Below are 24,468 nucleotides of genomic sequence, written 5' to 3' on the forward strand. Positions count from 1 at the left end.
TGAAGATGATTAAATTCTGATATCTTAATTTAAGACAGATAATGATGACCGAGAACTTCCAGCATGCTACAGGTTCACTGCAAGCCTATCTTTAAGGCGATGGACTACATCAGCCAGAATCTCCATCTGAATCCAACGTTGAAAGACGTTGCGGATTCCGTCGCGCTTTCAAGCTTTCACTTTCATCGGCTTTTTCGGACGCAGGTTGGTGAAACGGTTGCGGCGTTTACCCGGCGGCTGCGGATGGAAAGGGCTGCAGCGTGGTTGCTGGCGTTCCCACAGGAAGATATCACCGGACTGGCACTGCGGATTGGTTTTTCCAGTTCGCAGAACTTCGCCAAAGCGTTTCGTGCACACTTTGCCGAATCACCGGGAGAATTTCGCCGCCGTCACATTCTGGCAACAAATAGCAAGCCAGGAAACGTCGCCGCGGTAAAAAGCCCCTATTCTCATTTCGCTGACCCCGGAATCGGCCTGCTGGCCGCACATATAACCCAGCTTCCTGCCCGTCGGGTTGCTTATATGCGAAGATTTGGCCCTTATGGCAAAGAGACCTGCCAGCAAACGCATGGGGATCTGTTGACCTCGTTGCCAGCGCGAACGCCGTCACAGCCCGCAGGGACACTTTGTGTTTACTGGGACGCCCCGGAAATCACCTCCGCATCACGTTGCCGGACGGATGTTGCCGTTGAAATTGGCCGCACGGAAAAGACCGGAAGGGGTATCGCGGTACAGACATTGCTGGGAGGAACCTACGGTGTGTGTAAATTTGCGGTATTTGAAGAACAGCTGGAGCAAGCATGGGATTGGGCATTTTCATGGATAGCCGCCCGTGGGTTTATTAAAAGTGATAAGCCTTGTTATGAATATTATTATAATGAAACTGACGTCTCACAAAATTATTATGTCTTTGATATCTGTATTCCTTTGCAGACAACACCGGAAGAATAATGCTTAAACAAAATAATAAATGAGTTTATTCGCAACGCAACGGAGTTAATAATGAAATTCTCAAGGCTTTTTCTGGTGTGCGCACTGGCCGCTACCTCTTTATCTGCTATAGCGCAGCAGGAAACTACCACGCTTATTTATGGCGGAGAAATTTACAGTGCCGATCCCGGTAATCCCCACCCGCAATCTATTGCCATTAAGGGGAGTAAAATCATCGCCGTCGGTAATTATCATGATGTACTGGCACAGGTAGGACAGGATGCGACGCGCCTGGATCTGAAGGGGAAGTATCTATTACCTGGCCTCATTGATAGCCATGCTCACGTGGCCTATGCCGGATTCCAGACGGTGACGCTGGCTTTCCCGGATGGCATGAAAGATATCACCGCGATTGAGAAATTTGTTGCTGACAATAAAAATAATAACCAAAGAGATCTCAATGGCGTGCAGTTTTACAGTAATCTCAACCTGGATTACTGGAATAATATTCCATTACTGTCTGCAGTATTTAATACCAACGAATATAAAGATATCCCGGTTGTATTAGCGGGCTCCGATGCACATACCGGTTGGGCCAATCAGGCTATGCTCCGAAAAGCAAATTTAACGGATGATATGCTGGGTACCGCCGATCCGGGTATTAAAGCAGGAGTCGGATTAACGGCGAGTGGTAAAATTAACGGTTTTGTCGCCGAAGGCGCGTGGGATTATGTGCTCAACGCGATTCCCCCTGTGGATGATAATAAAATAGCTCAGGGCATCCTCGCAGGGACCCAGGAGATGAACCGCTTTGGTATTACTGCGTGGATGGATCCCATCAGCAATGTCCGTCCGTTGGCACCGGTATTTAATGCGCGTCCTGGGCGTCACGATGAAGGATTGTTGCCGGCTTACACGACTCTCGCCGAAAAGGGCAAACTTAATGCCCATGTGACCGCACTGGCACTGGTGAATATCCACTCTACGCCGGCGGCGATTGACGATGTGGTTGCTCTGCGGGATAAATTTTCCCACACGCCGGATGTGCGACTCGGTGGGATCAAGATTTTCCAGGATGGGGTGATTGAGTATCCGGCGCAGACGGCGAAACTGAGTGAAGCTTATCTTAATCGACCGGGTTACAGCGGTGATAACACGCTGGATAAAAGACAATATTGCCAACTGATTGCTAAAGCGGATGCGGAACACCTGATTGCGCACTTCCATGCTATTGGCGATCGCGCCGTATCGGAAGCGCTCGATGGCATAGCCTGTGCTCGCAAGCAAAATGGCGAGAGCGGCGTTATGCACAGCATCACTCATCTGGAAGTGGTGAGCCCGCAAAGTCTACCCCGCTTCCAGCAACTGAATGTTGCGGCATCCATGCAACTGTTGTGGGCTGGGAAAGACGTGGCGTCTACCACGTTGATTGACGGCAAGGTACCGGCCCCATTGCTCAAACACCTGTATCCGGCGGGCGATTTATACCGCCATCATGCGCTAATTGCCGGGGCCAGCGACTGGCCAGTCTCCAGCCCAAACCCCTTGCTGGCAATTTACACGGCGGTAACGCGAATGGGTGAAATGGGGGAGTTGCCGCCGGCCAGCGAGAAAATGCATCGCGAAGCCATGCTGCAGGCGTACACCCTGAATGCGGCCAAAGTCATTGGGCGGGACAAAGAGATTGGTTCGATTGAAACCGGAAAAAGCGCAGACTTTGTGGTATTTGATCGTAATCTGGAAAACGTCAGCATTGAAAAACTGCGGGATGCCAAAGTTGTATGGACCATGTTTGAAGGTAAACAAGTTTACCCGGCTCAATAAAGAAAACCATTATCCATGATAATCATCAGGTCTTCATTTGGAGACCTGATGATTGCTTGTGTTTTCTATTTCGGTCTTAAAAGTATGCGGTACTAAAATAGGGGAATTGACATTGCCAGCCGTATTCTTACGGTCAGGAATGAACAATAGACTTGCTCTTGAAATAATTTTCGGTTGATTAGCGATGGCGCGCTGTTTGTCGGAGATGGCTGTAATCGGGCTCTTCACGGATAGTGGCCTTCGATATTTCTGCGTTTATCGCCTCCTCTAAATGACTCTTTTCATTGTATAGTGGCCTGAACCTGTACTATCTTTAACCATGAGTGCAGGGCGTAGTAGCGCTAATGGGCGACAGATAACTATCGTAAACATAGTTGTACTTATTCTTATATTCAGGCCATTAATTTCTCTATGGAATCGAATTCTCACGCGCCGTTGAGCAGTTTTATCGATCTCATGCTGGATGCTGTTTTTGCCGTTGATGCTCATGCCAATATCGTTTTTGCGAGTGCGTCATGTGAACGTATTTTTGGCTATACGCCGAAAGAAATGATCGGCAAAAACATGTTTGACATGATGCTACCGGAAGATCGGGAAATAACCCGAAACTCGGTGGTGGCCGTCATGTCGGGTAATCTACAGTTCCATTTTGAAAACCGCTACGTCCACAAGCAGGGGCACATCGTCAATATTATGTGGTCTGCACGTTGGTCAGAGGCCGATCAATTGCGCATTGGCGTGGCTCGCGATGTGACCGAGCGTAAACGATCCGAATCGTTGCAGTCCGCACTGTATTCCATCTCCGAAGCTGCGCATACCGCTGAGGATTTACTCAAGCTATTCCAGCGTATTCATGAGATTGTCGGCACGTTGCTACCCGCCGATAACTTCTCGGTCACGCTCTACGACGATGAAACGGCTCAACTGAGCTTCCCTTATCACGTGGATGAGTTTCTGGAGACACCCGATCCTTTCACCTTGATCCCCGGAACGTTGTATGCCGAGGTGATTCATACCGGCCAACCGCTGCTGCTCACGCCAGAGACCACGGTAGCTCGCCTCGAAGAACTGCACATCTCCTTTGGCATGAACCCGCTATGCTGGCTGGGCGTTCCGCTTAAGTCGCATAAAGGCACGATTGGTGTCCTGATGGTCAAAAGCTACCCGGGCGGGGTGTGCTACAACGAGCGGGATCAGGAGCTACTGCAATTTGTGTCGACACAAATCGCGACGGTCATTGAGCGTCAGCAGATGCAGGCTCGGTTGCAGCATATGGCGCAGTACGATCAACTCACCGATCTGCCAAACCGTAGCTTATTGCACGACCGCCTGAAATCCGCGCTGTCGACCGCTCGCCGCGAGCACGGTCAATTATCCTTGCTGTACATTGATCTCGACAAATTTAAGCAGGTTAACGATACGCTGGGACATGGTATTGGGGATCTGCTGCTGCAAGAGACCGCCTCGCGCCTCAAATCTTGTGTGCGTGAATCAGATACCGTCGCCCGCGTCGGTGGCGATGAGTTTGTGATTTTGATTCAGGGGACGTTACTACCCCAATTTGCGGCCCTGGTGGCGGAAAAGATTGCCGATGCCTTCAATGCGCCATTTATCCTTGATGGCCACCGTTTGACCATCACGCCAAGCATCGGGATCGCACTTTATCCGCAACACGGTAGCGACGAGCGCCAGCTTGTTGAATATGCCGATAAAGCGATGTATTTAGCCAAAAATGGCAAGCGGTAATCGATGGTTTATCGGCGTCACCGGTAGCCTTTAGCGCTTGTCTGTCAGGCTTCCTGCTGGCATTATCCTCATTACGATTAACGGAAGGTTAATCGTAATCAATTGATTTTGATTTGAATGACTCGGGGTGCCCCATCAATGATGGGCTGAGAAATACCCGTACCACCTGATCTGGATAATGCCAGCGTAGGGAAGTCAGAGACCATCTGGTCATTGCTTCTTCGCGTTATGGCAGGAGCAAACCATGCAAGCCGACCTGCTAAGTCCCGCGCAACGCACCCGCGTTGCACACCTTCTTCATCAACACGCCCCCCTTGTCCACTGTATGACCAATGACGTCGTGCAGACCTTTACTGCCAACGTGCTGTTAGCGCTGGGCGTATCGCCCGCTATGGTGATTGACGCCGGTGAAGCAGAGCAGTTTTCCACCATTGCCAGCTCGCTGTTGGTCAACGTGGGAACCTTAACCCAGCCGCGCGCGCAGGCGATGCGAGCAGCCGTTGAAAGCGCCAATCGTAGCGCTACGCCGTGGGCGCTCGACCCGGTAGCGGTCGGGGCGTTGAGTCTGCGCAGCGATTTTTGCCGTGAGCTGTTGCTTTTGCATCCGGCGGCCATTCGCGGCAACGCTTCGGAAATCATGGCCCTGGCAGGGCAGAGTGCCGGCGGACGCGGCGTTGATACCACCGATACCGCCGCCGCCGCGCTTCCCGCCGCGCAGTCTCTGGCGCGAGAAAGCGGGGCGATTGTGGCGGTGACGGGGGAAATTGATTACATCACCGATGGCCAACGCACGCTGGCAGTCCAGGGCGGCGATCCGCTAATGACGCGAGTTGTCGGTACCGGCTGCGCGCTGTCGGCGGTGGTTGCAGCATGCTGCGTCTTGCCGGGCGACCGGCTGGAAAACGTTGCTGGTGCCTGCGCGCTGATGAAATACGCCGGACAACAGGCGGCGAACGGTCGCGGGCCGGGGAGCTTTGTCCCCGCGTTCCTTGATGCGCTGTATGTGATGAACAGGGAGGAAAAAGCATGAAACGGATTAATGCATTGACCATTGCCGGAACCGACCCTAGCGGCGGCGCGGGCATTCAGGCGGATCTGAAAACCTTCTCCGCGCTGGGCGCATACGGCTGTTCGGTAGTCACCGCGCTGGTGGCGCAGAATACGCGCGGCGTACAGTCGGTCTACCGTATTGAGCCCGATTTTGTCGCCGCCCAGCTCGACTCGGTATTCAGCGATGTGCGCATCGATACCACCAAAATCGGCATGCTAGCAGAGACTGATATCGTTGAGGCGGTAGCCGAGCGGCTGGCGCGCTATCGCATTCAAAACGTGGTGCTGGATACGGTCATGCTGGCAAAAAGCGGCGACCCGCTGCTGTCTTCCTCGGCGGTGGAAACCCTGCGCCAGCGCCTGCTGCCACAGGTGTCACTGATTACGCCAAACCTGCCGGAAGCGGCTGCACTGCTGGATGCGACGCATGCGCGCACAGAGCGCGAAATGCTCGAACAAGGGCGCGCGCTGCGGGCGATGGGCTGCGAAGCGGTGCTGATGAAAGGCGGTCATCTCGACGACGCGCAAAGCCCGGACTGGCTGTTTACCGCCGAAGGCGAGATGCGCTTTACCGCGCCGCGCGTGGCGACGAAAAATACCCACGGTACTGGCTGCACGCTGTCGGCGGCGCTGGCGGCGTTAAAGCCACGGCATAATAGCTGGCAAGAGACGGTGCCGGTGGCTAAAGCCTGGCTGTCGCAAGCGCTGGCGCAGGCCGACTCGCTGGAGGTAGGCGAAGGAATTGGTCCGGTACACCATTTCCACGAGTGGTGGTAGTTTTCGCGCCGTTCGCCACCTATACTGGCTCAGGACTTATTGCCAGGAAATGATAAATGGAACAAGCGCATACCCGGCTAATCACGCAACTGAATGAGCGTATCGCAGCGGCGGATAACACGCCGCTGTATCTTAAATTTGCCGAAACGGTGAAGAATGCGGTGCGCAGCGGTGTGCTGGAGCATGGCAATATTCTGCCCGGCGAGCGTGATTTGAGCCAACTGACGGGAGTGTCGCGCATTACTGTGCGTAAAGCGATGCAGACGCTGGAAGACGAGGGTGTGGTCACGCGCGCTCGCGGCTATGGCACGCAAATCAATAATATTTTTGAATATTCATTGAAAGAGGCGCGCGGTTTTTCCCAACAGGTGGTGCTGCGCGGCAAAAAGCCGAATACCTTATGGGTGAACAAACGGATTGTCGCCTGTCCGGATGACGTCGCGACGCAGTTAGTCGTTGAGCCGCGCAGTGACGTCTTTTTGCTTAAGCGCATTCGCTATGTGGATGATGAAGCGGTCTCCATTGAAGAGTCCTGGGTGCCGGCACACTTAATTGATGATGCGGATGCAATTGGCGTGTCCCTTTATGACTATTTCCGCAGTCGGCATATTTTCCCCCAGAGAACGCGCTCCCGCGTCAGCGCGCGGATGCCGGATACCGAATTTCAGTCGCACATTAAGATGGATGAGAAAATCCCGGTGTTGGTGATTAAACAGGTGGCGCTTGACCAACAGCAGCGGCCGATTGAGTACAGCATCAGCCACTGCCGCAGTGATTTATATGTCTTTGTGTGTGAGGAGTAACTCTTCACGTGTCGGGCTACAGTCGCCACCACGATGACTGACGACCCACGATGCGACTGCATTACCCAGTCGCACCGATTCTCCAAGCGTCCAGCCTGAGGCCAATCCTGCCAATGTGCCACCGGCGTGGCTGTCTCCGGCCCCGATAGTATCGACAACATTGGTGGTGAACGGTGCGGCGAGTCCCTGTTCCTGCTGGCTGAAATACCACGCGCCATCTTTATCGTGACGTACAATCAGTGGCGCGTTGAATTTCTCTATCCAGGCGTGGCCGAACGCCTGTGTTTTTGCGCTGAGATTGAATCTCTCAGCGGCGATCTCCGCCTCCTGGCGATTAAGCGAAATGATCGGTTTGCAGGCCATGATCCGGTCCATCAGTAGCGCGGGAATATCGGCAATGCGTGGGCCAAAGTCGATAAATGGCGTCACGTCGCGCAGCCCTTCCAGCCAGTTCACCAGCAGTTCGCCGCAGGGTGACGATAATTGATAGCCGGAAAGTGACACCAGGCTGCCGGGGGCGACGCTAAGCTGCGCCAGCCAGTCGGCGTTCCACTGATTTTCCACGCCGCTAAAGGACATAAATGTGCGCTCGCCATCCGGCTCCACCAGCGCCAGACACCAGCCGTTATCTCCCGCCACGCCGTCTATTTCACTGGCCAGGCCCTCTTTAGCGAGATTGTTGCGAATGATATCCGCCCACACGCCCTGGCCGATAGGCAGCGCGTTTTGCGCCTGCAGCCCTAAGCGTTTAAGTGCCACGGCGATATTCAGCGCGCAACCGCCAATATTGACGCTCTGCTGTTGCAGTTCAATGTCGCAACCGCGCCACGGCAGGGCGTAGGCGTCGGCAATAACATCAATGACCGCCGCGCCGACGACGGTGATCGGGCGCTGGTTGCCCAGCGTGGATAGCTGTAAAAGCTGACTCATGCCACCTCCCGTTGCTCTCTGTACTGGGCAAGCGCGGTGGCGTAGCGGTTAAAATCAAGCTGATTGACCTCATCAAGCTGCTGTTTTAATGACGGGTCGATTGCGGAAATACCGCCCAATGCGCCGCAGATGGCCGTCGCCATCGCTCCAATAGTATCGGTATCGCCGCCCAGGTTGGCACACAGCACCGCGCAGCGGTTCGGGTCGCCCTGAGCCAGTTCAACCATTGCAATGGCGCAGGGTACGGATTCGATGGTGCTGGTCCCGGCGCCAACCAACTGATACAGGCGTTCGCTGGCCGATTCAATTCCCTGAGCGCTGCGCACCACATCGAGCGCCAGTTCGAGACGTGCGGCAAGCGAGGCGCTGAAGGTGGTGACCTGTTTTTCCTGCGCATGACGCGCTATGGCGGGTAGAGAATCGACAATGCTGGCCCAGCTTTGGCCGTCGATGGCGCGTGAAATCGCCCAGGCAACGACCACCGCGCCCGCGACCGCCAGGTCTGATTTGTGGGTCGGGCTGGAGGCAAGGGCGACGTCATCAATAAAGCTATCGAGATCGCCTGCTGGTAACAAACAGCCTAAAGGCGAGACGCGCATGGCGGCGCCGTTAGTGACGCCGTTATTCTCAAGCTCTGCCACTGGTTTGCCATCACGAATGGCGTTCAGGGCGATTTTTGACGTTGGCCCCAATACGTTTTTATTGAAGGCATCAAACTCTTGCGCCCAGCGCAGAATATTGCGGCCGATGACATCCGGGTTTATCTGCCCGTGGCATTCGAGGATGGCGTCGGCCAGGCACAGCGCCATTGAGGTATCGTCGGTAAATTCCGCGCGGTTAAAATAGCAGGCGGCGTTATTTTCTGCGGGGCCCGGCAGAAAGTGGTCAATCCAGCCAAAATGTGCTTTAACGCGGCTACGTGGCCACAGTTCTGATGGCATGCCCATCGCATCCCCTAATGCCTGGCCGTAAAGCGCGCCGAGAATACGTTCTGCTTTCATTTCATGTCCTCTTGTGTCAATGCAGTATCGCGAGAGTCGCTATGCACCTTAATGGCGGCGATTGCTTTATCCGACTCGCGAAAGAAAATCATAAACAGCACGGCGATGACGGCGATCATAATGGCACCGAAGCCCCACATCCCCGCCCAATTGAAGGTCAACCCATTCACCGGCTCTTTATAGGCAAACATTTTTTCCATCATCACCCCGCCAAGGCGATAGCCAAGCAGGCTGCCAAAGCCCTGACAGCAGAGGGTGATGAGCCCCTGTGCGGCGGTACGCATATGCACCGGGGCTTTTTTATCCACGTAGATGTAGGCGGTCACGTAGTAAAAATCGTAGCTCACGCCGTGAAGCAAAATCCCCAGGAACAGCAGCGCGTAGGTGAAGTATTGCTCTGCGCCGCCGTAAACAAAAAATCCATAGCGAATCGCGGCGGTGATAAGACCAAGTAACAATACCTTTTTAATACCAAAACGTTTGGTGAAGAACGGCAGGGCCAGCATAAAGAAGATTTCAGAGAACTGGCCAAGCGTCATCCAACCGGTCGCATTATGCATACCCACTTCGCTCAGGTAGCCGTTGGCAAAGATGTAATAGAACGCCAGCGGCATCGCGAAGAGGAATGAGCACACGAAGAAGACGAGGAAGTTTTTGTCTCGCAGCAGCACCAGAGCATCCAGCCCCAGCATGACTTTGAGGTCCATCTTGCCGGTACTTTTCGGCGGCGTATCCGGCAGCAGGAAGGCAAAGATACCCAGCAGCAGGGAGCTACCTGCGGTGATCAGCAGCGGTATGTTAGTTGGAGAGATATCGCTGTATCCCATCATCTGGGGTAGGAAACCGCAGACCAGGCCAGACGCAATCCAGCCAATAGTGCCCATCACGCGAATACGGGGGAAATCCCGCTCCACGTCACCAACGTTGGCAAAGGCGATGCTGTTGGTTAAGGCAATGGTGGGCATATAGGTGAGTGAGTAGGCCAGGAGCAGTGGGAAGAAACCGCTGAAGGTGGTTTGCTGGGCGGCAAAATAGATTAAAACAGCGCCAGCAAACATCAGTACCGCCAGCACTTTTTGTGCCGAGAAAAAGCGATCGGTTAGCGAGCCCACCAGAATTGGCGACAGAATCGCCGCAATCGCGGTGCAGGCGTATGACCAGCCAATTTCACCGGCGGTAAACCCGCTTTTACTCAGCCAAAGCCACAATGGCACAAACCAGGCGCCCCAGATAAACCATTCAATAAACATCATGAACGACAGCTTCACTGTAGTTTTCATCTCTAAATCCTTCATGACAGGTAAGGTACGCATGAACAATACCATCATGTAATACCTTTTAAATACCTTTGGGGCGAAAGTTTGAACTCCATAACACTTTACTGTCCATGAATCGTGCCAGCAGATTGCACTTAAAAATAGCGCTAGGATGGAAAAAACAGCCATACGCGACCAGACTTAATGCTGCCCTAAAATTCGGGCGGGACATTCAAGCCGACGCAACGTCGGCGCTTACGGGAGCATCGCTATGACTGATATTGCGCAGTTGCTTGGCAAAGACGCCGACAGCCTTTTACAGCATCGTTGTATGACCATTCCAGCCGACCAACTTTATTTACCCGGACACGATTACGTCGACCGGGTGATGGTCGATAACAACCGTCCGCCTGCCGTATTGCGAAACATGCAAACGCTCTACAATCATGGGCGTTTAGCCGGTACCGGCTATTTGTCTATTCTGCCGGTGGATCAGGGCGTTGAGCACTCGGCCGGGGCCTCGTTTGCCGCCAATCCGCTCTATTTTGATCCGAAGAATATTGTTGAGCTGGCGATTGAAGCCGGCTGTAACTGCGTCGCCTCCACCTACGGCGTGCTGGCCTCGGTATCACGCCGCTACGCGCACCGCATCCCGTTCCTTGTGAAGCTTAACCACAACGAAACCCTGAGCTACCCCAACACCTTTGACCAGACGCTGTACGCCAGCGTCGAGCAGGCGTTCAATATGGGCGCGGTGGCGGTTGGGGCGACCATCTACTTTGGTTCGGAAGAGTCTCGCCGCCAGATTGAAGAGATTTCTGCCGCCTTTGAGCGTGCGCACGAACTGGGGCTGGTGACCGTGCTGTGGGCCTATCTGCGTAACCCGGCGTTTAAGAAAGACGGCGTCGATTATCACGTATCCGCTGACCTGACCGGTCAGGCTAACCATCTGGCCGCCACCATTGGTGCCGATATCGTGAAGCAGAAAATGGCGGAAAATAACGGCGGCTATAAAGCGGTGAACTTCGGCTATACCGACGATCGCGTCTACAGCAAACTGACCACCGATAACCCGATTGACCTGGTGCGCTACCAGTTGGCGAACTGCTATATGGGCCGTGCCGGGCTGATTAACTCCGGCGGCGCGGCCGGGGGTGAAACCGATCTGGCGGACGCAGTACGCACTGCGGTTATCAATAAACGCGCGGGTGGGATGGGGCTTATCCTTGGCCGCAAAGCGTTCAAAAAATCGATGGCTGACGGCGTTCAACTCATCAACGCCGTGCAGGATGTTTATCTCGATACCAAGGTTTCCATCGCCTGATTTCCCGGTAAATACCCGGTGGCGCAATGCTTACCGGGTATTACCTTGTTCACGCTTGCGCACTCGATAATTTATCTCAGTTGATCCTTCTCACATTCCCTGCCTCTTTTGTGAAAAACATCACGCCCCCCTGTGCGTTTGCACAAGAAACAGTCCCGCGTTAGCGGAAATTGTCCGTGGAAGCGCTGCTATTTTGTGCTTAGATTAGTGATGAAACGCCTTTTCAATTACCTGAAACCGGTTTATCAAATCGGTGTTGGACACAGGATTGTGGTGCGAGAAGCGCCATTTCGAATGTTGTACTAAGGACACATAATGAAAATTGAATCTGTAAACGTCACCGTCTTCCAGCATCCTACGCGCCGGGTCTCCGACAGCGCCGGGCACTCGCATCCAGGGCCTGAAAGCATGGCGAAAATGGCGATGCTGACCATTACCGCAGACGATGGCAGCAAAGGTTACTCCTTTGCGCCGCCGGAAATCGTGCGTCCGTTTGTGGTCAATACCTTCTTCCGCAAAGTGCTGGTGGGCCAGGACCCGTTTAACCGCGAGCGTATCTGGCAGGATCTGGTGCATTGGCAGCGCGGTAGCGCGCATCAGCTCACCGAACGTGCGCTCTCTTTCGTTGAGCAAGCGCTGTGGGATCTCGCCGGTCGTAAGCTCAATATGCCGGTCTACAAGCTGCTGGGCGGCTACCGCGACAAAGTTCCGGCCTACGGCAGCACTATGTGCGGCGATGACTTACCCGGCGGCCTGTCCACGCCGGAAGAGTACGCCGCATTCAGCGAAACGCTGGTAGCGCGCGGTTACAAAGCCATCAAGCTGCACACCTGGATGCCGCCGGTCTCTTTCGCGCCAAACCCGAAAATGGATATCAAAGCCTGCGCCGCGGTGCGCGAAGCGGTCGGCCCGGATATCGACCTGATGATTGACGGCTACCACTGGTACAGCCGTACCGAAGCGCTGTGGATTGGTAAAGAGCTGGAAAAACTCAACTTTGCCTGGTTTGAAGAGCCGATGGAAGAAGACAGCATGTCGTCGTATGCTTGGCTGGCTGAGAACCTGTCGATTCCGATTATTGGCCCGGAAAGCTTTGGCGGCAAACACCACAGCCGTGCGGACTGGGTAAAAGCGGGCGCATGCGACATTCTGCGTGCGGGCGCCAACGGCGTGGGCGGCATTGGGCCAACCATGAAAGTGGCCGCGCTGGCGGAATCTTTCGGCATGGATTGCGAAGTCCACGGCAACGGCGCGGCAAGCCTGGCGGCAGTAGGGGCTATTCGCAACTGTCGCTGGTACGAGCGTGGTCTGCTGCACCCGTTCCTCGACTACGACCAGCCAGCTGCCTACCTGAACAGCATCATCGACCCGATGGATGCCGACGGGTTTGTGCATTTGTCACAACGTCCGGGATTGGGCGAAGACATCAATTTTGACTATATCGAAGCCAACACCGTCAGCCACGACTGACACATAACAAATAAAAGATAGGCACGAATGGATTCGTCGCCTGTCGTACCCTACAGGCGACAGATAGATGAAAAAATCCTCCTTACTGGGAGCGTGTTTGCTCGCGCTCGCCATGACGATGGGGAGCGGGGCGGCGATGGCCAAAACGCCGCCCGATCAGCTCATTATCGGCATGAACATGAACAATCTCCTGACCCTCGACCCGGCCGCGATGACCGGGAACGAAGTGGTCGGGATTGTGGTTAACCTCTACGACTCGCTGGTGGAGCTCGATCCTGAGCAGCTCACCCACGTCAAACCGGCGCTGGCCAAATCCTGGGATATCAGCCCGGACGGCAAAACGCTGACCTTCCATCTGCAGGACAACGTGAAGTTTCACTCCGGCAATCCGCTGACCGCCGCCGATGTGGTGTGGTCGATGCGGCGCATTTTGCATCTCAACCTGGCGCAGGCGTCGGTGTGGAAATCTTACGGCTTTAGTAAAAAGAACGTCGATAAGCAGGTGACTGCGCTTGACGACTACACCGTGCAAATTGTCCTGCCAAAAGATAATGACCCGCAGCTGGTCATTTATTCGCTGGGCGCGCTGGGCAATCTCGGGGTGCTCGACAGCAAAACGGTGCAGAGCCACGAACAAGACAACGACTGGGGCAATCGCTGGCTGACCACTCACGAAGCCGGTTCCGGGCCGTTTATGCTGGAAACCTGGCAGGCCAAAGACGTGCTGCGCATGAAACGCAACCCGGAGTACTGGCGCGGCGAGCCGAAGATGAGCCGCGTGGTGCTGCGTCACTTCCAGGAGTCGCAGACTCCGCGTCTGATGATTGAGAAAGGTGACCTGGATATTGCGAACAACATGGCGGTTTCCGATATCAACGCCCTGCGTAAAGACCCGGCGCTGACCGTCGATGCCGTGCAGCGCGGCACCATGTACTACGTCTCAATGAGCATGAAAGAGGCGCACTTCGCCAATCCAAAAGTCCGCGAAGCGGTGCGCTATCTGATTGATTATCAGGGGATCAATAAAGCATTGATGCCGGGCTACGGCGTGCTGCACCAGCGGCCAATCAAAGCGGGGATGCCGTCAACGCTGGCGGATCCGGGCTACACCTTCGATCTGGCGCGGGCGAAAAAACTGCTGGCAGAGGCCGGGTACCCTGACGGCTTTGATACCACCCTACGGGTGCTGTCCGATCAGCCGTTCCTTAATATTGCCATTGCCGTGCAGTCCACGCTGATGCAGGCGGGGATCAACGCCAAAATCATCACCGGCACCGGTAACCAGATCTACGGCGCAATGCGCGAGCGTAAGTTCGACATGCTGGTTGGGCGCGGCGGTAGCGGTATGGAACCCCATCCACATTCCAGCCTGCGTGCTCTGGTCTATAACCCGGACAACAGTGATGAAGCGCGCTTGACCAACTTCCAGGGCTGGCGCACCGGTTTTTACGATAAACAGCTCAACGAGATGATCGACCATGCGCTGCTGCAGCGCGACCCGCAAAAACAGGTCGCGGAATACCAGGCGGTGCAAACGCGATTTGACCAGTTGATCCCGGCGATGATCCCGCTTTCTCAGATGGTGGACTCGGTGGTGGTGCGGAATGAAGTGAAAGATTACAAACCGCACCCGTCGGCGTCGACGTTCCTGCGTGAAGTCTACAAAGTTAGCGAAGGAGATAAAGGATGAGTACGGCAATTCTCGCGCCCGGCTCTCGGACCCGGCGCTTCTCAAAACGATTGATCCAGGTGGCGATAACGCTGTTTGGCCTGCTGCTGCTGACCTTCTTTATTGGCCGCGTGATGCCCATTGACCCGGTGCTGGCGATCGTTGGCCCGGACGCTGACCAGAGTACCTATCAGCAGGTTTACCACCAGTTGGGCTTTGACCAGTCGCTGATGCAGCAATTTGGCATCTACTTTGTCAATTTGCTGCACGGGGATTTAGGCAACGCGCTGCTGACCGGTAAACCGGTGACGGACGATATTATTCGCGTCTTCCCGGCCACCATGGAGCTGGCGACGATGGCGATTATCGTCGGCGCGGGTCTCGGTATTCCTCTGGGCGTGCTGGCAGCGGCGCGTCGCAACAGTCTCTCCGATTACGTGGTACGCATTATCAGCCTTGCCGGTTATTCGACGCCGATTTTCTGGGTCGGAATGATGGGGCTATTGGTGTTCTACGCCTGGCTTGGCTGGGTGGGCGGCGCTGGGCGGGTGGATCTGGGGCTGGACGGCATTGTGCCGCGCCGCACCGGGCTGATGACGGTCGATGCGCTGCTGGCCGGTAACAGCGAGGTGTTCTGGAACGCTATCAACCACCTGATTCTGCCCGCCGCGCTGCTGGGCTTCCACTCGCTGGCCTACATCAGCCGCATGACCCGCAGCTTTATGCTGGCGCAGCTGTCGCAGGAGTTCATCATTACGGCGCGAGTGAAAGGGCTCACCGAGCGCCAGGTTATCTGGAATCACGCTTTCCGTAACATTCTGGTGCAGCTGCTGACGGTGGTGGCGCTGGCCTACGGCTCGCTGCTGGAAGGGGCAGTACTGATTGAAACCGTCTTCTCGTGGCCTGGCTTTGGCTCTTATCTCACCGGTAGCCTGCTGCTGGGGGATATGAATGCGGTGATGGGCTGCGTGCTGCTGGTGGGCGTTATCTTTGTGATGCTCAATCTGCTCTCCGACATGCTGTATCAATTCTTCGATCCGAGGACAAAATCATGACGGTTTCTCTGGATACATCGCTTGCCAGCGGGGGCGGTGAAGGCCGCCAGCGCCTGCTGCGCGCTTTCACCCGCGCCGGTGGTTTTATCGGCAAGATGGCGCGGAATCCGCTGACCGCTATCGGCGGCGGGATTATCTTCCTGCTGGTGATTGTGGCGATTTTCGCGCCGTGGATTGCCCCTTACAAACCGCTGGTGCAGGACCTGAATAACGCGCTGACCGCGCCGAATGCCCAGCACTGGTTCGGCACCGATGAGTTTGGTCGCGATATCTTCAGCCGGCTGGTTTACGGCTCGCGCATTACGCTTTACATCGTGCTGCTGGTGTCGGTCACCGTCGGCCCGCTGGGGCTGCTGCTCGGCGTCTGCGCGGGCTACTTTGGCGGCAAGGTCGATATGGTGCTGATGCGCGTCACCGATATCTTTATCTCCTTCCCAAGCCTGGTGCTGGCGCTGGCGTTTGTCGCCGCCTTAGGCCCAGGGCTCGAACATGTGGTTATCGCCATTACCTTGACCGCCTGGCCGCCGATTGCCCGTCTGGCGCGTGCCGAAACGCTCTCCCTGCGACAGGCGGACTTTATCTCAGCCGTCCGTCTGCAAGGGGCATTACCGGCGCGCGTGCTGTGGCGGCATATTGTTCCGCTGTGCCTGCCTTCGGTGATCATCCGTATCACCATGAACATGGCGGGGATCATTCTGACCGCCGCCGGTCTGGGCTTCCTCGGCCTTGGGGCGCAGCCGCCAGAGCCGGAGTGGGGCGCAATGATTTCCAGCGGCCGTACCTACATGATGGAGTGCTGGTGGGTGGTGACAATTCCGGGGCTGGCGATTCTTATCAACAGCTTAGCGTTCAACTTCTTAGGAGATGGCCTACGTGACATCCTCGATCCTCGCAGTGAATAACGCGGCACCGCTGCTCGACGTGCGCGACCTGAGCGTTGATTTCGTTAACGGCGACGCGGTGACCCACGCGGTCCGCGGCGTCTCCTTCCAGTTAGGGCGTGAAAAGCTGGCGATTGTCGGCGAATCCGGCTCCGGGAAATCCACCGTCGGACGAGCGCTGCTGCACCTGCACCCGAAAAAAGCGCGCATTGGCGCCAGCCTGATGCAGTTTGGCGACATCGACCTGCTGAATGCCAGCGAGGCGCAGATGCGCGCCATTCGCGGCAAGCGGATTTCAATGATTATGCAGGATCCGAAATACTCACTGAACCCGGTGGTACGCGTGGGTGACCAGATTGCGGAAGCTTGGCTGACGCATCATCCGGGGCATAAATCGGAGGCGAAAGCCAAAGCGCTGGAGATGCTGGACGTGGTGCGTATTCGCGACCCGGAGCGGGTTTATCAGCTCTATCCACATGAAATTTCCGGCGGTCAGGGACAGCGCATCATGATTGCCATGATGCTGATTACCGACCCGGAGCTGGTGATTGCCGATGAGCCGACGTCAGCGTTGGACGTTTCGGTACGTTTGCAGGTGCTGGGGCTGCTCGATGATTTGGTCAAATCCCGCGGTCTGGGGCTGATTTTTATCAGCCACGACATCAACCTCGTGCGCAGCTTCTGTGACCGCGTGCTGGTGATGTATGCCGGGCGAGTGGTGGAGTCCATCGCCGCCTGCGACCTTGACCATGCGCAGCACCCGTATACGCAGGGGCTGATTAGCGCTCTGCCGGATATGCAACATCGCCGCCCGGTTCTGCCGGTGCTGCAGCGTCAGGCCAGCTGGCTGACGGAATAAGGAGCGCCCGATGATTGAAGTGAAAAACCTGAACCTGGTATTTGGCGAAGGCGACAAGCGCAACCAGGTGTTGTACGACGTGAATTTCCACGTTCAACCGGGCGAGATTTATGGCCTGGTAGGGGAGTCCGGCTCCGGGAAAACCACGGTGCTGAAATGCCTGGCCGGGCTGTTTAACCATTGGCAGGGCGAGTTGGCGATTGGCGGCCAGCGGCTGGGGAACACCCTCAGTCGCGAGCGCTGCCGCAAAGTGCAGATGGTGTTTCAGGATCCTTACGGTTCGCTGCACCCGCGCCACACCATTGGCGACATTCTTGAAGAGCCGCTGCAAATCCACGGCATTAACGACCGTGACCGGCGGATCAACACGCTGCTGGACCGCGTGGGGTTAAACCGCGCGTTTCGTAATCGCTATCCGCACCAGCTCTCCGGCGGCCAGCGGCAGCGCGTGGCGATTGCCCGTGCGCTGATCCTCGAACCGCAGGTGCTGCTGCTTGATGAGCCGACCTCGGCGCTGGATGTGTCGGTACAGGCGGAAATCCTCAATCTGCTGGCGGAACTGCAGGCGGAGTCGAATCTCACCTACCTGATGGTAACCCACGATCTGGGGGTGATTGCCCATCTCTGCCAGAAAGTGGCGGTGATGCAGTACGGCAAGATTCTGGAAACGCTGACCGTGGATGCGCTGGTGAGCGGCGAGGCGCAAACGGCGTATACGCAGATGCTGGTCAACGCCAGCCGTCAGTACACGCGAGAAATGGCGCGGGAGGTTGCCGCGTATTGATCGATGCCGTCGCTGTCGGCCCGCCAGGCGCAGTGCCAGCGGGCCGCTCGACACAGAACGTCGGATAGCGCGTGCTATCCGGCCAACGACCTCTGGGAAACAATAAAAAATGCATAATAAATCTTTCCGAATAGCGCTACCGCTGGTGCTAAGCGTCTGCACTGCCTCTACCCTGGCGGCGGAAACCGTCGACTTACGCATGTCCTGGTGGGGCGGTAATGGCCGCCATCAGGTGACGCTCAAGGCGCTGGAAGCCTTCCATCAGCAGTATCCGGACATTAACGTCAAAGCCGAATATACCGGATGGGACGGCCACACTTCGCGTCTGACCACCCAACTGGCGGGCGGCACCGAGCCTGACGTGATGCAGACCAACTGGAACTGGCTGACGCTGTTCTCCAAAGACGGCAGCGGTTTTTACGACCTGAATCAGGTGAAAACGGAGATTGGGCTCGATAATTTCACCGCCAAAGATCTGCAGCCGGTGACGGTGAAGGGCAAGCTCAACGGTATTCCGGTGGCGATGACCGCGCGTATTTTTTATTTTAACGACCAGACCTGGGAAAAAGCCGGGCTAAGCTTCCCGAAAAACTGGGATGAGCTGATGACTGCCGGCAAAACTTTCGAGAGTAAACTGGGTAAACAGTATTACCCGGTTGCGCCGGAAAGCCTGGGCGTGCTGGCGCTGCTCAATTCCTACATGGTGCAGAAATACAATCTTCCGGCCATCGACGAGAAGGCGAAGAAGTTTTCCTACAGCGACGCGCAGTGGGTGGAGTTTTTCCAGCTGTATAAAGATCTGGTGAGCAATCACGTGATCCCGGATATGAAGTACTACGCCTCTTTCGGCAAGGGCAATATGTATGAAATGAAGCCGTGGATCGAGGGCGAGTGGGGTGGGGTGTACATGTGGAACACCGCGGTTACCAAATACTCCGACAACCTCAAACCGCCGGCTAAACTGGTGCTCGGTGAGTATCCGATGCTGCCGGGGGCGACCGATGCCGGGCTGTTTATGAAGCCATCAATGATGCTGTCGATTGGCAAAACCAGTAAAAATCCGCAGGCAGCGGCGAAGCTGATTAACTTCCTGCTCAACAGCAAAGAGGGGGTTACGTTACTGGGGCTGGAGCGCGGCGTACCTCTGAGCAAAAGTGCGGTTGCGACGCTGACGGCGGCGGGGGTAATTAACGACAAAGATCCTTCGGTTGCCGGGATTAAACAGGCGCTGGCGCTGCCGACGACGCTGTCGGTATCGCCATATCTTGAAGACCCGCAGCTGGTGCAGGAGTTTGATAGCGCGCTGCAGTCGATTGACTACGGTAAGAAAACCGTCGCCGAAACGGCAACGGATTTCAAACGCCAATCAGAACGGATCTTAAAGCGCGCGATGCGTTAACGCAGTAACGGACAGTCCGGCGGCAGGCGACAGCGCAGCGCCGCCGGCAAAATCTCCATGCGGAAGGTTTTCCCACTGAGCGGTTCGCCGTCGAGGTTAAAGGTCATCTCGTGCGGCGCCGTCACTTCAAACCACGGCGACACGCTGTCCACCAGGTTCTCCGTGCCATCGCTGCTGGCCAGCGTATTAAACAGCGCTGGCAGCAGCTCTTCACCGGTAAAAATGCGCAGATGCAGCAGGCCGTCGTCAATCAGCGCATCCGGGCAAAGCTGTTGCCCGCCGCCGGCCTGACGGCCGTTGCCGATACCAATCACCAGCGCGTGGCCTTGCCAGCTAAAGTTCTCGCCCTGAATCTTACAGCGGTCGGGTTTCAGGGTATCCATACGCATCAGTCCGTGGATCAGATACGACACGCCGCCCAGCGCGGCTTTCAATTTCTCCGGCGTTTCGGTGGTGATGCGCGTACCGAAACCGCCGGTAGCCATATTGATAAAACAGGTTTTGCCGTTCACCTGCGCGATATCGACCGGTACGTCGCGCCCGGCAATCGCCAGCTTCAGAGCATTGGCCATATCGGCCGGGATATTGACGCTGGTCGCGAAGTCGTTGGCGGTGCCGAGCGGCAGAATGCCGAGTGCCGGAACCGGGCTCCCCTCGCACTGGATAAGCGCGGTCGCAATTTCGTTGATGGTGCCGTCGCCGCCGCCGGCAATCACCGTTGCGACCTTGAGGGCGATCGCCTCTTCAACATAGCGAACCGCGTCGCCTTTCTCCCAGGTCACGCGGACATAAATCTCTACGCCTTCATCGCGCAGCAGCTCAACCGCTTCACGCAGCTGCGGGTGGTTGGCACCTTTGCCGTTAAGGATCAATAAACTGGCTGGAAAATCTGACATCGTGGTACCTCTTTATGGGGTATGCAAAGAGTGTAACAAAGGACGGTCAGATGTGCTTGTCTGGGGAGCAGGCAAAAAATAAGCCCGTGTAAGGAAGATTCCTCCTGCTAACTGCACGGGCTTTCAGCGGTGCAATGCGGGTTTTCGCGGCACACAAGACCACTATAGTGTGGACACTCTCAGCATTGAGGCCGTCCCGTAAAGGGGTTAGCGTAATTGCATCCTGTGAGTATTCTGGTGCAAAGTGAGCGTAGACCATAGTTTGCTCAATTCGTGAATGCCCCAGTATTCTTCGCAAGGTTATGATGCTTCCCCCGTTAATCATGAAATGTGTCGCGAAACTATGGCGTAAAGCGTGGGTTGTCTGCCCGGCTGGCTAGCTCTTTCATTAGCCGTCTGAATGCCGGGTAATTGGCATCCGGGAACAGAAAACCCCTCCTGGAGTCCTGTCAATAACTGCAGGGAAGTTCACCTGCGGTGACGTTCAGGTTATGCACCCTACACCGTCTGAGCATGCCGCAGCGGTGTTAAATCTGGTTGATAGTGGTGTTATCGGATGGGATGATCCGGAAGTTGTGACGGCGCTCAGGAGTGCATTAAAACATGGTGCACCGAAACCGAATTGGCAACAAAGAAACAGCGAACAATTAAAACCGTACCAGATCGCGCCATCAGGGCGGATGACAAAGGCTGAACGGTCGCAGATTCCACGCATCCATTTCGAGCTGGCACTAATTGGTAAAACCTATCAATAGTGGTTTGATGAAATTTCGGAGTCATAAATATTGTGTATTTAACTAGATGATTGCAATATAAGTGCTTATTATTTATACGTTAATAGCCATAACGGAGCTAAGTATGAGTGTTGCAAGGCATCATCATTTTTTATCCCAATGTTATTTGAAAGGGTTTACAAGTAATGGGGGGAAAAAATCAAAATTAACTGTAATAGATTTAAAGGAGCGCAAAATCTTTGAAAGTAATACTCGCAATGTCGGGGGAGTTAGAGATTTCAACCGATTAGAATTGGATGGAGTTGACCCAAACTATCTCGAGAGTTCTCTTGCAGAGTTTGAAGGCAGTGTCGCTACTCATTTAAGAAAACTTGAGGAGGGGGGCGAGTTTTCAGGCGAAACCAAAGATGTTATTCTGGAGTTTATTTCCTTATTGGCAATACGTACGCCTGCTCAGCGAGAACATTTATCATCTCCATTGAAACAAATAGCAAAGTTTATCATGAAATCCTCAGTTAGTTCGGCTGAGCGTTGGGACGATTGCAAATTAGCTTATGAGAAAGAAATGGGTGAGTCTTTGCCATATGATCTCGCTTACGACAAAATTAAAAATTTTGTGGATGGGGATAATTTCGAAATCAATGTAATCAGAGAGTTCATGATAGGTATGGAAATGAAGTGTGTACCTGTTATCACCAAGTTGTTGCATCAACGCGACTGGTCACTTATGACCATATCTGATGGGCAAGGGGCATTTATAACTTCAGATAACCCAGTTTGCTTAATGTGGACTAATCCTGAATTAGCACGAGGCCCTTATTCCCCCGGGTTTGGTGTAAAAGACACTTTAGTTTTGTTCCCAGTATCAAAAAACCTTCTTTTGGCGGGCGAGTTTGATGGTCATGAGGGTGTATTCAGTTGTAATGAGGAGCAGGCTGCGGTCTTCAATACTTCAGTCATTCGGCATACCGCAGAAAGAATATTTTCATCTAATGGTAATTTCAAATTTTTAGACTCATCTAAAAAAATGAAGCAAGGAAAAAGCCTGGTTTGATAGCGGTTTTCCTATGATTTTACTGGGAGAATTCTACCCTCAATCAGTGTGTTTAAAATGATTAATTGTCATAACATTTTTTCATTTTTAGGTGTGCATTGGAAATGCATTCAATTGCATGCGTTTTCCTACCCTGTCGCGTCTGAGCGCCGCCAGTGCCGGCGCGCCTCCGGCGTATTTGTGCACCTGCATTAAAGCCGACCCATAAAGCGGGCTGGCGTGGCGGTGAAAGCATTGCGCGCAAGGGTCAAAGTCTTGTCAAAAGGCGAAAGAGTTGCGAACATGCTCCAAGTGTCATACTTCTTCTGGCATGACGCTTTCCACTGGGCATTTGTGTAATTTAATTATTGGGCAAACTATCTATGACAAACGAAATAACACTTGAACCGAAGAAATTAATCATTCCTAAGGGGGAATTAAATCAAGTGGAGGAATTGTTTTCTTTTAATAGTTTCGTGATAGTCGGTGCGAATGGTTCAGGGAAGAGTAGACTTGGTGCATGGCTTGAGATGCAAGGTCCACAAAAAAACATAGTTCATAGAGTTGCAGCACAAAGATCTTTAGTTTTTCCGAAAGACTCAAGCCCAATCGGGCTTGATGCTGCAACTCAAGCATTTCTATGGGCGCAAGTGCCGTCAAATTGGGACATTACCACGTTCGAAAAAAACAAAGATGCTTTAAAACTGCAAAGGAAATATGGTGGCACTATAATTGACTCTATAACCTCACCAGTTAATGACTATCGAGATCTTTTAACATTGCTTCTCTCCGAAAGCTTTGCAAACCTTCAAAAAAGTGAAGAGGAATATTATTCCAATAATAACCCAGTCATAATTGGGAAAACAAAAATTAGAATTTTGAAAGAAATTTGGGAGGAGTTATTACCACACAGAAAAATGTATTTTAATGCTAGCGAAGTAAAGTTACATTCTAGCGATTCTCCTAATGATTCATATAATGCTACAAACATGAGCGATGGAGAGCGCGTAATATTTTACTTGATCGGGCAAGTTTTATGTGCAGCACAAAAATCTATAATAATAGTCGATGAGCCTGAAATACATCTTCACAAAGGAATTCAGGGTAAACTTTGGCAACTACTTGAAGTTAACAGAAATGATTGCACATTCGTTTATCTTACTCATGATCTTGATTTTGCAGCATCCAGAGAGGGTGCTAAACAAATATTCATGAAAGGGTTCGATGGCAAAGCCTTTGATTGGGAAATAATTCCTGATAACGAAGATATTCCTGAAGCAATGCTTTTGGAATTAATCGGGAGTAGAAAGCCAGTTTTGTTTATTGAAGGGGATGAAGGCTCCAAAGATTCAGAAATATTCAAACTTACATATCCTCAATTTTTTGTAAAACCTGTTGGTGGCTGTTCCAATGTCATATTGGCAACTAAAGCATTCAGGAGGCTTCATCCATTGCATCAATTAGAATGTAATGGAATCATTGATCGCGACTATCTAATTGAAGGGCAAATAACCGCATACGAAAAAAATGGAATTTACGCTCTTAAAGTCGCAGAGGTTGAAAATTTATTTATCACTCCGCAGCTAATAAAAGCTGTCGCGGAAAGGCTGCTTTTAAATAAAGATGAAACCTTAAAGAAGGTTCGGAGATATATTATCAATCGTTTTAGAAACGATATAGAAGAACACGCAATGAATATTGCCAAGCATATGATAAAAATTCACTTTGGTAGATTCAGTTCTGACACTAAAGACCCTGATGCATTGCAGTTTTATTATCAAGAGTACATCAAAAATTTAAGCCCTAAAGATATTTATACCCAAGCAAAAAAAGAGGCTGAACTTCTCATTGAGAATGAAGACTACATTGGAATATTAAAAGTATACAATAAAAAAGAATTGCTAGGCAGTATAAGCTTTCTTTTCGATATAAAAGGAAGCGACGCAACATATTTGGATAAGCTCAGAGAAATGATTCGCCGTTCTTTGATCGATGTTCATCAAGAGCTATCCGAATTCTTACCTTCAATAAACTGAGATGGCGCCCG

General features: G+C 53.5%; 20 protein-coding genes, 2 pseudogenes and 1 riboswitch. Of the genes and pseudogenes, 17 read left to right on the forward strand and 5 right to left on the reverse strand.

Going from position 1 to position 24,468, the window contains the following annotated elements; genetic code table 11:
* The first annotated feature begins 63 nt into the window (after window positions 1-63).
* From LZ634_RS01980 to LZ634_RS02005, 6 genes are all read left to right on the forward strand, one after another.
* Window positions 64-951: an AraC family transcriptional regulator gene (locus LZ634_RS01980; RefSeq protein WP_234502063.1), complete on the forward strand. Its 888-nt coding sequence runs from the start codon at window positions 64-66 to the stop codon at window positions 949-951.
* A 51-nt stretch (window positions 952-1,002) separates the two neighbouring features.
* Window positions 1,003-2,754, forward strand: coding sequence for an amidohydrolase (locus tag LZ634_RS01985; RefSeq protein ID WP_234502064.1), 1,752 nt, complete (start codon window positions 1,003-1,005; stop codon window positions 2,752-2,754).
* A 411-nt stretch (window positions 2,755-3,165) separates the two neighbouring features.
* A complete protein-coding gene (locus LZ634_RS01990) occupies window positions 3,166-4,500 on the forward strand; it encodes a bifunctional diguanylate cyclase/phosphodiesterase (RefSeq protein ID WP_234502065.1) in 1,335 nt (444 codons plus the stop codon).
* A 113-nt stretch (window positions 4,501-4,613) separates the two neighbouring features.
* A riboswitch (TPP riboswitch) is annotated at window positions 4,614-4,710 on the forward strand.
* Window positions 4,711-4,744: 34 nt separating this feature from the next.
* Window positions 4,745-5,530: a hydroxyethylthiazole kinase gene (gene thiM / locus LZ634_RS01995; RefSeq protein ID WP_234502066.1), complete on the forward strand. Its 786-nt coding sequence runs from the start codon at window positions 4,745-4,747 to the stop codon at window positions 5,528-5,530.
* On the forward strand, window positions 5,527-6,327 hold the full coding sequence (gene thiD, locus LZ634_RS02000; protein ID WP_234502067.1) for a bifunctional hydroxymethylpyrimidine kinase/phosphomethylpyrimidine kinase: 801 nt from the start codon (window positions 5,527-5,529) through the stop codon (window positions 6,325-6,327). Before thiM ends, thiD begins: the two co-directional genes overlap by 4 nt.
* A gap of 56 nt (window positions 6,328-6,383) precedes the next feature.
* Window positions 6,384-7,130, forward strand: a complete 747-nt coding sequence (locus LZ634_RS02005; protein WP_234502068.1) for a GntR family transcriptional regulator — start codon at window positions 6,384-6,386, stop codon at window positions 7,128-7,130.
* On the opposite strand, the gene LZ634_RS02010 is transcribed toward LZ634_RS02005, so the two are convergent.
* Genes LZ634_RS02010 through LZ634_RS02020 form a run of 3 tightly spaced genes read right to left on the reverse strand, consistent with a single transcriptional unit; the run spans window position 7,104 to window position 10,341 of the window.
* Complete coding sequence (locus LZ634_RS02010) at window positions 7,104-8,060, reverse strand: PfkB family carbohydrate kinase (RefSeq protein ID WP_234502069.1); 957 nt, start codon at window positions 8,058-8,060, stop codon at window positions 7,104-7,106. The two genes, LZ634_RS02005 and LZ634_RS02010, sit on opposite strands and share 27 nt — an antisense overlap.
* Window positions 8,057-9,061: an ADP-ribosylglycohydrolase family protein gene (locus LZ634_RS02015; RefSeq protein WP_234502070.1), complete on the reverse strand. Its 1,005-nt coding sequence runs from the start codon at window positions 9,059-9,061 to the stop codon at window positions 8,057-8,059. Before LZ634_RS02015 ends, LZ634_RS02010 begins: the two co-directional genes overlap by 4 nt.
* Window positions 9,058-10,341 carry a nucleoside permease gene (locus LZ634_RS02020; protein ID WP_234502071.1) on the reverse strand — a complete coding sequence of 428 codons (1,284 nt, stop codon included), beginning with the start codon at window positions 10,339-10,341 and terminating at the stop codon, window positions 9,058-9,060. The genes LZ634_RS02015 and LZ634_RS02020 overlap by 4 nt, the downstream gene beginning before the upstream one ends.
* A gap of 247 nt (window positions 10,342-10,588) precedes the next feature.
* Between LZ634_RS02020 and fbaB the strand changes: the two genes are divergently transcribed.
* The 8 genes from fbaB to LZ634_RS02060 all read left to right on the forward strand — a co-directional run bounded on the left by fbaB (window position 10,589) and on the right by LZ634_RS02060 (window position 19,758).
* Window positions 10,589-11,641, forward strand: a complete 1,053-nt coding sequence (fbaB, locus tag LZ634_RS02025) for a class I fructose-bisphosphate aldolase (RefSeq protein ID WP_234502072.1) — start codon at window positions 10,589-10,591, stop codon at window positions 11,639-11,641.
* A 315-nt stretch (window positions 11,642-11,956) separates the two neighbouring features.
* Window positions 11,957-13,111, forward strand: coding sequence for a mandelate racemase family protein (locus LZ634_RS02030; protein WP_052285211.1), 1,155 nt, complete (start codon window positions 11,957-11,959; stop codon window positions 13,109-13,111).
* A gap of 67 nt (window positions 13,112-13,178) precedes the next feature.
* A complete protein-coding gene (locus LZ634_RS02035) occupies window positions 13,179-14,801 on the forward strand; it encodes an ABC transporter substrate-binding protein (RefSeq protein WP_234502073.1) in 1,623 nt (540 codons plus the stop codon).
* Window positions 14,798-15,835 (forward strand): ABC transporter permease, encoded by a 1,038-nt coding sequence (locus tag LZ634_RS02040; RefSeq protein ID WP_234502074.1) that lies wholly within the window; start codon window positions 14,798-14,800, stop codon window positions 15,833-15,835. Before LZ634_RS02035 ends, LZ634_RS02040 begins: the two co-directional genes overlap by 4 nt.
* A complete protein-coding gene (locus LZ634_RS02045) occupies window positions 15,832-16,737 on the forward strand; it encodes an ABC transporter permease (RefSeq protein ID WP_234502075.1) in 906 nt (301 codons plus the stop codon). The genes LZ634_RS02040 and LZ634_RS02045 overlap by 4 nt, the downstream gene beginning before the upstream one ends.
* On the forward strand, window positions 16,709-17,575 hold the full coding sequence (locus tag LZ634_RS02050) for an ABC transporter ATP-binding protein (protein WP_234502076.1): 867 nt from the start codon (window positions 16,709-16,711) through the stop codon (window positions 17,573-17,575). The genes LZ634_RS02045 and LZ634_RS02050 overlap by 29 nt, the downstream gene beginning before the upstream one ends.
* A gap of 10 nt (window positions 17,576-17,585) precedes the next feature.
* A complete protein-coding gene (locus tag LZ634_RS02055; RefSeq protein ID WP_234502077.1) occupies window positions 17,586-18,359 on the forward strand; it encodes an ABC transporter ATP-binding protein in 774 nt (257 codons plus the stop codon).
* A gap of 109 nt (window positions 18,360-18,468) precedes the next feature.
* Window positions 18,469-19,758: an ABC transporter substrate-binding protein gene (locus LZ634_RS02060; RefSeq protein ID WP_234502078.1), complete on the forward strand. Its 1,290-nt coding sequence runs from the start codon at window positions 18,469-18,471 to the stop codon at window positions 19,756-19,758.
* Here LZ634_RS02060 and yegS read toward each other — a convergent pair.
* Entirely contained in the window at window positions 19,755-20,654 is a 900-nt protein-coding gene (yegS, locus tag LZ634_RS02065; RefSeq protein ID WP_234502079.1) for a lipid kinase YegS, read from the reverse strand. The genes LZ634_RS02060 and yegS overlap by 4 nt on opposite strands.
* A gap of 163 nt (window positions 20,655-20,817) precedes the next feature.
* Window positions 20,818-21,100, reverse strand: a pseudogene (locus tag LZ634_RS02070) (tyrosine-type recombinase/integrase); the annotation flags it as partial.
* On the opposite strand from LZ634_RS02070, the pseudogene LZ634_RS02075 reads away from it, so the two are divergent.
* From LZ634_RS02075 to LZ634_RS02090, 3 genes and pseudogenes are all read left to right on the forward strand, one after another.
* A pseudogene (locus LZ634_RS02075) lies at window positions 21,097-21,409 on the forward strand (replication endonuclease); the annotation flags it as partial. The pseudogenes LZ634_RS02070 and LZ634_RS02075 sit on opposite strands and share 4 nt — an antisense overlap.
* 103 nt (window positions 21,410-21,512) lie before the next feature.
* Window positions 21,513-22,442 carry a DUF4238 domain-containing protein gene (locus tag LZ634_RS02080; RefSeq protein WP_234502080.1) on the forward strand — a complete coding sequence of 310 codons (930 nt, stop codon included), beginning with the start codon at window positions 21,513-21,515 and terminating at the stop codon, window positions 22,440-22,442.
* Window positions 22,443-22,804: 362 nt separating this feature from the next.
* Window positions 22,805-24,457, forward strand: coding sequence for a DUF4435 domain-containing protein (locus tag LZ634_RS02090; protein WP_234502081.1), 1,653 nt, complete (start codon window positions 22,805-22,807; stop codon window positions 24,455-24,457).
* Window positions 24,458-24,468 lie beyond the last annotated feature (11 nt).

Source organism: Kluyvera intermedia (assembly GCF_021440345.1).
GTDB lineage: Bacteria > Pseudomonadota > Gammaproteobacteria > Enterobacterales > Enterobacteriaceae > Kluyvera > Kluyvera intermedia_A.